The 7,135-nt window shown below is 62.1% G+C and carries 13 protein-coding genes; 5 read left to right on the top strand and 8 right to left on the bottom strand.

Features of this window, described 5'->3' with window-relative positions; translation table 11 throughout:
- Nucleotides 1–2 precede the first annotated feature (2 nt).
- The 5 genes from HWX62_RS16040 to HWX62_RS16020 all read left to right on the top strand — a co-directional run bounded on the left by HWX62_RS16040 (nt 3) and on the right by HWX62_RS16020 (nt 1,830).
- Nucleotides 3–326 (top strand): hypothetical protein, encoded by a 324-nt coding sequence (locus HWX62_RS16040; protein ID WP_175927970.1) that lies wholly within the window; start codon nt 3–5, stop codon nt 324–326.
- 189 nt (nt 327–515) lie between these two features.
- Nucleotides 516–875, top strand: a complete 360-nt coding sequence (locus tag HWX62_RS16035) for a hypothetical protein (protein WP_175927969.1) — start codon at nt 516–518, stop codon at nt 873–875.
- A gap of 8 nt (nt 876–883) precedes the next feature.
- Nucleotides 884–1,060, top strand: coding sequence for a hypothetical protein (locus HWX62_RS16030; RefSeq protein ID WP_175927968.1), 177 nt, complete (start codon nt 884–886; stop codon nt 1,058–1,060).
- Complete coding sequence (locus HWX62_RS16025; protein ID WP_175927967.1) at nt 1,044–1,313, top strand: hypothetical protein; 270 nt, start codon at nt 1,044–1,046, stop codon at nt 1,311–1,313. The genes HWX62_RS16030 and HWX62_RS16025 overlap by 17 nt, the downstream gene beginning before the upstream one ends.
- A gap of 76 nt (nt 1,314–1,389) precedes the next feature.
- Nucleotides 1,390–1,830 carry a hypothetical protein gene (locus tag HWX62_RS16020; protein ID WP_175927966.1) on the top strand — a complete coding sequence of 147 codons (441 nt, stop codon included), beginning with the start codon at nt 1,390–1,392 and terminating at the stop codon, nt 1,828–1,830.
- Between the two features lie 26 nt (nt 1,831–1,856).
- Here the strand turns inward: HWX62_RS16020 and HWX62_RS16015 are convergent, their stop codons facing one another.
- From HWX62_RS16015 to HWX62_RS15980, 8 genes are all read right to left on the bottom strand, one after another.
- The gene (locus HWX62_RS16015; protein WP_175927965.1) at nt 1,857–2,246 is read right to left on the bottom strand and encodes a hypothetical protein; all 390 of its coding nucleotides are present in this window, start codon (nt 2,244–2,246) and stop codon (nt 1,857–1,859) included.
- Between the two features lie 17 nt (nt 2,247–2,263).
- Nucleotides 2,264–2,833 (bottom strand): hypothetical protein, encoded by a 570-nt coding sequence (locus tag HWX62_RS16010; protein ID WP_175927964.1) that lies wholly within the window; start codon nt 2,831–2,833, stop codon nt 2,264–2,266.
- 9 nt (nt 2,834–2,842) lie between these two features.
- The gene (locus tag HWX62_RS16005; protein WP_175927963.1) at nt 2,843–3,640 is read right to left on the bottom strand and encodes a sigma-70 family RNA polymerase sigma factor; all 798 of its coding nucleotides are present in this window, start codon (nt 3,638–3,640) and stop codon (nt 2,843–2,845) included.
- Nucleotides 3,637–4,248, bottom strand: a complete 612-nt coding sequence (gene fliP / locus HWX62_RS16000; protein WP_244136050.1) for a flagellar type III secretion system pore protein FliP — start codon at nt 4,246–4,248, stop codon at nt 3,637–3,639. The genes HWX62_RS16005 and fliP overlap by 4 nt, the downstream gene beginning before the upstream one ends.
- Before the next feature lie 170 nt (nt 4,249–4,418).
- The gene (locus HWX62_RS15995; RefSeq protein WP_175927961.1) at nt 4,419–4,817 is read right to left on the bottom strand and encodes a flagellar biosynthetic protein FliO; all 399 of its coding nucleotides are present in this window, start codon (nt 4,815–4,817) and stop codon (nt 4,419–4,421) included.
- Nucleotides 4,818–5,153, bottom strand: coding sequence for a FliM/FliN family flagellar motor switch protein (locus tag HWX62_RS15990; RefSeq protein ID WP_175927960.1), 336 nt, complete (start codon nt 5,151–5,153; stop codon nt 4,818–4,820). It abuts the gene before it with no gap.
- The gene (locus HWX62_RS15985; protein ID WP_175927959.1) at nt 5,150–5,968 is read right to left on the bottom strand and encodes a FliM/FliN family flagellar motor C-terminal domain-containing protein; all 819 of its coding nucleotides are present in this window, start codon (nt 5,966–5,968) and stop codon (nt 5,150–5,152) included. Before HWX62_RS15985 ends, HWX62_RS15990 begins: the two co-directional genes overlap by 4 nt.
- Nucleotides 5,965–7,131, bottom strand: coding sequence for a flagellar hook-basal body complex protein (locus HWX62_RS15980; protein WP_175927958.1), 1,167 nt, complete (start codon nt 7,129–7,131; stop codon nt 5,965–5,967). The genes HWX62_RS15985 and HWX62_RS15980 overlap by 4 nt, the downstream gene beginning before the upstream one ends.
- Between the last annotated feature and the right edge of the window lie 4 nt (nt 7,132–7,135).

The following is a 7,135-nucleotide window of genomic DNA, read 5'->3' as shown; positions in this document are numbered from 1 at the left end:
GTATGGCGACCTATGATCTTTACGGCTTCTCATCGGCCGATATGGATAAGGCCAAAAGTATTCTAGAGGCTGCACTCGATATTCAGTTTGAGGTTCATGGTAGCTCTTATCATGGAGACCGCTATTTCAAGTTTGGAGAAGTTGCGAGTGAGCATTTTGTTTTAAAGCGGAATGTGGATCCGTTTGATGACGAACCAGTGGAGATAGCGTATCCGGAGCATGCGGTCCTGTTCTATGTCAATGACACGTCGCGTTCAGCGGACTTGCAAGAGATAATTGCTCAAAAGGCAGATGGCTTTATCTTGCTGAGGCATGAGCAACTCTGATCGGGGGCGGCCAACGGGGCAAGGCACGCGCATTCAGCTACTGGACGGACTTGCTCGGTAAGCGTTGATGGTGCCGAATAAGGTGACGAACGTGCACAACACGGCGAGCACGTTCAAGCCGTATGACCCGGGACAAGCGATCGGGAAGACGTCCTTGGTCTGGGGGCGCTAGCTCAGACGCAGAACCAAGTGTTCTGGGATGCGCTGAAGGCTCAGGCGTTGTCACTACTCGATGGCACGCCGAAGCTGGTACCGCTGGATGGCCGCGCCGCACAGCGGGCCGGCAATAATGCGTCGTTCCTGTGGTTCATGGAAACGCAGGGCGCCCAGCCGCTGGGTGGGTTGATGACGAACGCAGCGATGCAGGCCACGGGCAACGCTGGGTATGCGGTGGCGGATACAGCGGGGCCGCTTGATGCGTTGTGGGCGCCGGGTAGGGCTCGTGCGGCATCGGTTGCCAACGTGCGGCGAAGCCAGTTAGGAAATGTTGGTCCTGTCACACGGGAAGCGATTGTCAGTAGCTTGGGGAAGTCGTGCAACCCTATTTGAAGACCTTCATGCAGCTTGATCTGGATGCGCTTGACCTCGTCGATAACAGCCATACGCCGTACAGCCTGTCGCCGACGCTGTATGGGCCGAGCATGGGGATTGTGACCACGCTTGAAAAAACGCCGCTGCCAGGCGAGCTGTTTCGCCCGCATTTATCCGGGGAAGTAAATGTACGAATATGTTGATCACATTTTGGCAGCTTACTTTGGATCCTCTGCGGAAACGTCTGAAGAAGATGCAATCTCTTTGTTGTTGGGAAACGTAAAAAATAATGATGTTTTCGCGTCTGGATTGCGTGCGGACGTAGGGATGGCTCTGCAGGACAGCGCTTACTCATGGAAAGATGTTCTTGAGCAATATGAAGTTGCGTTTTTCGATACAGAGGAAGATGCCAGGTTGTATGCAAAACGGATTCTGTGGGATTCGTTGTTTATCTGACCATGAGCGAGGGCGCAGGTTAGGGTGGCACTCGGTATTTCCGTCTCTATCCTGATAATTTCCGCGATTTGACCCAATGCAAGACGACGACCAGAACCCGCCGCCGCAACCCGTCCGACTGGCTATCGCGCCGGCCATGGCTTCAGTCGACATTCCCGGCGGCAAACGTATCGATTTTCCGAACGGCAGCTACGTTGTAGAGGGGCCCGCGGGTGATAAATACCTCGTTTCCGAGTCAGGCGCCATCAGTGCGACCATGCCAGAAATCCGGCAGGTGCAGATCGACGACATCGCTCAGGTTCTGCGGCACGAGATCACGCATGTCCATCGGACAACATCCCATACATTGCACTTTGTCGGGGGCGGGATTTTTTCCTACCTGCATCATCGCGACGGCTCCGGTATGTCGATCGAGGCAAATTGCATCGCGTTCCGGACGCTGCCAGGGGCGGTGATTGCTGTACGCGGCACTGCTTCAAACGCTGCAATACACGAAGAAACAAAGCCAAAGGGTTAACGGAAGGTGCGACGTGTATACCCGATTCACCGCTTTCCCGACCTATACCCGAGCCCACGCATCACGTCACTGAGCAGCGCCGACGTGTGCTCGTCACCCATCATCCCCTTCCATACCCACTCTGTCATCTCCTGAAACTCCGGCTCATTGCCGAGCGTCGCGCCGAATTCATGTCGCAGTACGGTGTCGATGGCCATACATGCCAGTTGAGCTTCATCGTCGACGCCGGCGATTCGCAGCGCGTCGATTCTTTCGCGCAGTAGCGTGCGCAAATCAGAATCGGCCGTGCGTGCGGTAGCCGGTGCGCTATCACGCGCGAGCGCTCTGGCCTCGCCGCCTACCTGACGTCGCGTCCGGTCGACGACTTGCTGCCGCAGCAGCGCCAGTACCTGATTGAGCGTTGAAACTGGATCCATGAGCGTTCCGATAGCCGTCAATGCCGCGTGCGCGACGTCAGATATCCAGCCAACAGAAGATGGCCGTCTTTTGCACTGCCGATGGTATCCGGCTTGAAAGCGTCGATCTGCTCGACAATGCTCTCCATGTAAGCGTTGATGCCTGGATAACGCTCGTTCACCGCGATTCCTTGTTTCAACCAGTCGAGCGCCACATCGAATCGGTCGTCGCACAGCGCGAGCAAGCCGGTTTTGAACAACTGCAACGCGTCGCGTCCGGAATGCGCGTCGTCGAGCGGCTCCCAGTGGGCTGTCGCATCCTGCACGTGCCCGTCCAGCAAGTCGACGAGACCCAACATGAAGTGCGCGATGGCGAAATCCGGGGCGAGCACGATCGCTCGAGCGAAATCGACGCGTGCTTCGGCGCGACGCTGATTCCCGGCGTAGATCGATCCGCGCAGGAACCAAAGCCGGTGATCGTCGGGCCAGTGCGTCAGCGAGGCACTGAGGACCTCAAGCGCTTCGCTGTCCGGGCCGTCGACGATGCGAACGATCTCGCTCATCGTATCGTCGTCGCACAACGCGGCGCGGTATTCATTGCGATTCATCGACATCTCCTATCCGATTAGATGCATGTGCTCTGCTTCGCCGAGCCGCTCGCGCAATTCCGTCAACGCGGCACGATGCAATTGCGAGATTCGGCCTTTGCTGACGCCGAGGATGTCGGCGATCTGCTCGAATGCCAGACCGTGGAAATAGTGATACTGAATGATCTTGCGCGTTCGTTCAGGCAGATGCAGGACCGCGGCAGCCAGTCGTGTTTTCGTCTGGCGCCAGGCAATGCCGTGATAGGCCGCGCCGGGTAGCGCCGGATCATCCGAGGGCACGCCGTCCGCCGGCGGTACGATGAGGCCGGTTCCATCCAGCATGAATCCGATTGCCAGCCCGGCTGCCAGCGTGCCGAGCGCCTGCAGCGCGTCGCGGCCCTGGCGTGCCGCTCGATCGCCGTCGGCTTGCAGTGACGCGACCCGCTCTCTGCGCACGCGCCGCGAAAACGAAATCTGTTCCTGCCCGTCGGTCAGCTTCTCGACGCCGGTCAGGATCTCGCCTCGCACGCGCGTCGTGCAGAACGTTTCGAACGTCACACCGCGAGCAGGATCGAAGCGGTCAATCGATTCGAGCAGGCCGATGCAGGCCAGTTGAACGAAGTCCCTGAACTCGACGTCGTCGCGATGCCGTCCCGCATACAACCGAGCGGCGATGGCGCGCGCATAAGGCAGGTAATGTGCAAATACGGCTTCTCGAGCGTTGGGGCTGCGCTCGGCGGCCCATTTCCGCCACAACTCCGTTTCGGGAGCGGCGATCGTGTCGTCCGCCGATCGCGTGCTCTGGCCCGACGCGCCCGCCTGCGTCATCTGAATCCTCCGAGCACGCCCCGCATCACGAGCCCCCAGCCGTCGATCAGCACGAACATCAGGATCTTGAGCGGTAGCGAGATGGTCGCGGGCGGCACCATCAGCATGCCGAGCGACAACAGCACGGTCGATACCACGAGATCGAGCAGCAGGAACGGCAGCAGCACGACGAAGCCGATCTGGAACGCGACGCGCAGCTCGTTCAGGATGAAGGCCGGCGTGAGCTGCAGCAGCCCGACTTCGTCGGCTGAAGCAGGCAGCGGCTTGCGCGACAGTTCGTACATCAGTCGCAGCTCGTCGTCGCGCACCTGCCGCAGCATGAAATCGCGCAACGGCGCGGCGCCGAGCTCGAGCGCGCGATCGACGGCGATGCGGCCGTCCATGAACGGTTGCAGTGCGTCGTGATGCACGGTTTCGAACGTGGGCATCATGACGAACGCGGTCAGGAACAGCGCGAGGCTGATCAGCACGGGTGTCGGCGGGGTTTCGGGCATGCCGAATGCATGTCGGATCATCGACAGCACGATGACGATCCGGATGAACGCGGTCATCGACACGACGAGCGCTGGCCCGATGCTGAGCAGTGTCAGCAGTACCGCGATGCGCACGGCCTCCGACGCGCCGCCGCGATCGAGCGCGAAAGGGGCGTCATATGTCGACGCGGCCGAAGCTGCGGTCGCGTGCAGGGCAAGGCCACAGAGCAATACAACGACCGTCAGCAAGCCCGGTGCACGTGACGGCATGGAGAGCCGACACCCGCCGGGCAGGAGGCGCACGGTCATGATGCGGTCTCCGAGGACGGACGCGTGTGCGCGTCGAGCAGCGAGACGCCGTTCGCATGGAGTACGACGAGCACGCGCCGATTGTCGTATTCGATCAGATGGAGGGTCGCGCGCGGCGCCAGACGTGCGGTTTCGACGATCGTCAATCGTTTCCTGGTTGACGGGCTGGCGCTTCCACCGAGCCGGGCGAACCCGTACCGGCGCAATGCCAGCATGACGACGGTGCCGAGCACGACGCAGAGAAGGAGCGCACCGCCGATCCGATACGGGTCGATGCCGTCGCGGAGCATCGACGAGACCGCGATCGGATCGATCGTTCCGGTACGGGTACGGGTGTCGGGCGCGGATGCAACCGATGCCGGAAGCAGTTTCAGCGATGAATCGAACGACGACATTCAGCGTTCCTCGACGATTTCGACGATTCGGATGCCGAACTGATCGCCAACGGCGACGATCTCGGCGCGAGCTACCGTCCGCTCGTTGAGTCGAACGTCGACGCTGTCGTCGATACGTCGATCGAGTGTGACGAGGGAGCCGGCCTGCAACGCCATCAGCTCCTTGATGGAGAGGTCGGCCGAACCGAGATGCACGTCGAGCGAAACGATGACGTCGTCGACGAGATCGAGGCGACGGACAGGGGCGAGCGGTGTTTCGGTGGTCTCGGCCGCTTCGCGCTCGGGAAGGTCGACACGCATGACGACGGCGCGTTCGGAAATGGCGTGACTGGTCATCGGTGATCCTTGGGCTCGACGAGTGATTGCAGTTGAATGGAAAGTCGTCTGTCGGTACGACCGAGGCGGCCGAGGCCGACCGTGGTCCGGCCAGCATGCCCAGTGACGACGGAAATGACCGGATCGAGCTGGTCGGCGATCACCAGGACGTCGCCAGGCATGAGATCGAGCAATTGGGCGACGGGTAGCGCCACGGTGCCAAGCCTGGCGTGGATGCGTGTGCTGGTCGACTCGAGCGCAGTCAAACGCGATGTCAGCGTGGCGGGAGGTGTCGCGGCGACGCGGCGGGGCACGTGTTGTGTCCACCAGAATGGCGCGGTGAAGACAATCGACAGGCACGCGTCGTTCGGCCCGAGCAAGAGGCGGACATGCACGCCTTCGTACCGCGAGACGCTCGGTTTCGCTGCGTCGGGTTGCGACAGGCGTTGCGCGTCCGGGGGCGAGGCGCCGCAGATGGCGCGCAACGCGTCGGCCATTTCGTCTGCCATCGATTTCCCGAAACTGCGCAATACGTCGGCGCAGTAACCGGGAGAGGGGACCGAAAAATCGTCGGGCAGGTCGAGCGCGTGCCGAACGAGCCGGTCGAGCGTTCGTGGCTCGATTGCCCATTGCAGATGCGGCCCGCACGACCAGACATGCGCGGCAGACGACCACGGCGGGGGCTCGGGCGGTGCAATCCGCACGACGTCGCCGACGCGCGGCGCGTCATCGCACCAGGCGTGCAGCCAGGGGGCAACCGCGCGTTCCGACAGCGTTCCGGCCTCCTCCAGATCGCGTTCGGCGAGCGGTCGCCAGCGGAACACCGCGTCGGTCATCCCTGCCCCCGCATCTGGAACAACTGCATGATCATCTCGTTCGACGTGCTGATGACCTGCGAGGCGGCCTGGAAGCCGCGCTGAATCAGGATGAGCTGCCCGAATTCGCCGGACAGATCGACGTTGGACGCCTCGATTGCACCGGAGCGCAACTGACCGACGAGCGGATCGCCGCTCTTCGCGTAACGTGGAGGGGCGAGCCGCGATGCGTCGAACTGGCCCTCGCCGAGCGGGACCAGCAAGCGCGGATCGGCGAAGCGGGCGAGTGCGATGGCGCCGGCTTTGCCGGTCTGGCCGTTCGAATACCGCAACGCGAGCTGTCCGTCACGGTCGATGCTCATCGACGCGAGCGTCCCGGCCGCATAACCGTCCTGTTGCGACATCCGCAGGGTCGACGTGGCGCCGGCGGAGAACGCGGTCACGCCGTCCGAAAAATCCAGCGTCACGGTGAGTCGCGACGATGGCAGTGTGACGTCGATCTTGTCCTGGCCGGGCTCGGGGATGCCGCCGTGAAACTGCAGCGCGCCGATCTGGAGCGGCGTGCCGTCGGGATCGGAGACGGTGACCTTCCAGCGTCCGGGCATCACGCCGGCCTCCAGTGCAAAGGACACTTTAAGCACGTGCGTTGCACCGTTCGCGTCGTAGACTTCGATGTTCGACACGGAAAAATCGGTCGAGCCGGGCGACAGGTTGTCGGTGAAACGGACTACGCGGGTCGGGCGCGGCGGATCGAGCTGCCGGTTCGCCAGCGAGATCGGCGTGGGAGGGCCGGCCGGGTCGAGTGCGGCGAGTCTCAGGCCGCTCGTCCGTTCGGTCACGAAGCCGTCGTCGGCAACGTGGAACTGGCCGGTGCGCGCATAGCGGATCGTTTCACCGTCACGCAGCGCGAGCAGGCCCTCGCCGTCGATCGCGAGATCGAGCTGTCCCGTGCTGCCGCGCAGTTCGCCCTGCCTGAAATTCAGCGCCGCATGTGCATAGGCGACGCCGCTGCCGGATCGCTGCGCGTCTCGCGCGGTGGGGCGGCCGTCATACAGATCCTGAAAGCGTGGCGCCGACGATTTGAAGCCAGGCGTGTTCAGGTTCGCGACATTGTTGCCGATGGTCTGCAAGCCCTTCGAGTAGGCAGTGAGACCGCTCATGCCGATATAGATACTGTCGAGCATGGGC

Source organism: Burkholderia sp. BCC0506 (assembly GCF_902833145.1).
Lineage (GTDB): Bacteria > Pseudomonadota > Gammaproteobacteria > Burkholderiales > Burkholderiaceae > Burkholderia.
The sequence above is the reverse complement of the archived record's forward strand: the minus strand, read 5'-3'. Positions and strand labels throughout refer to the sequence as shown.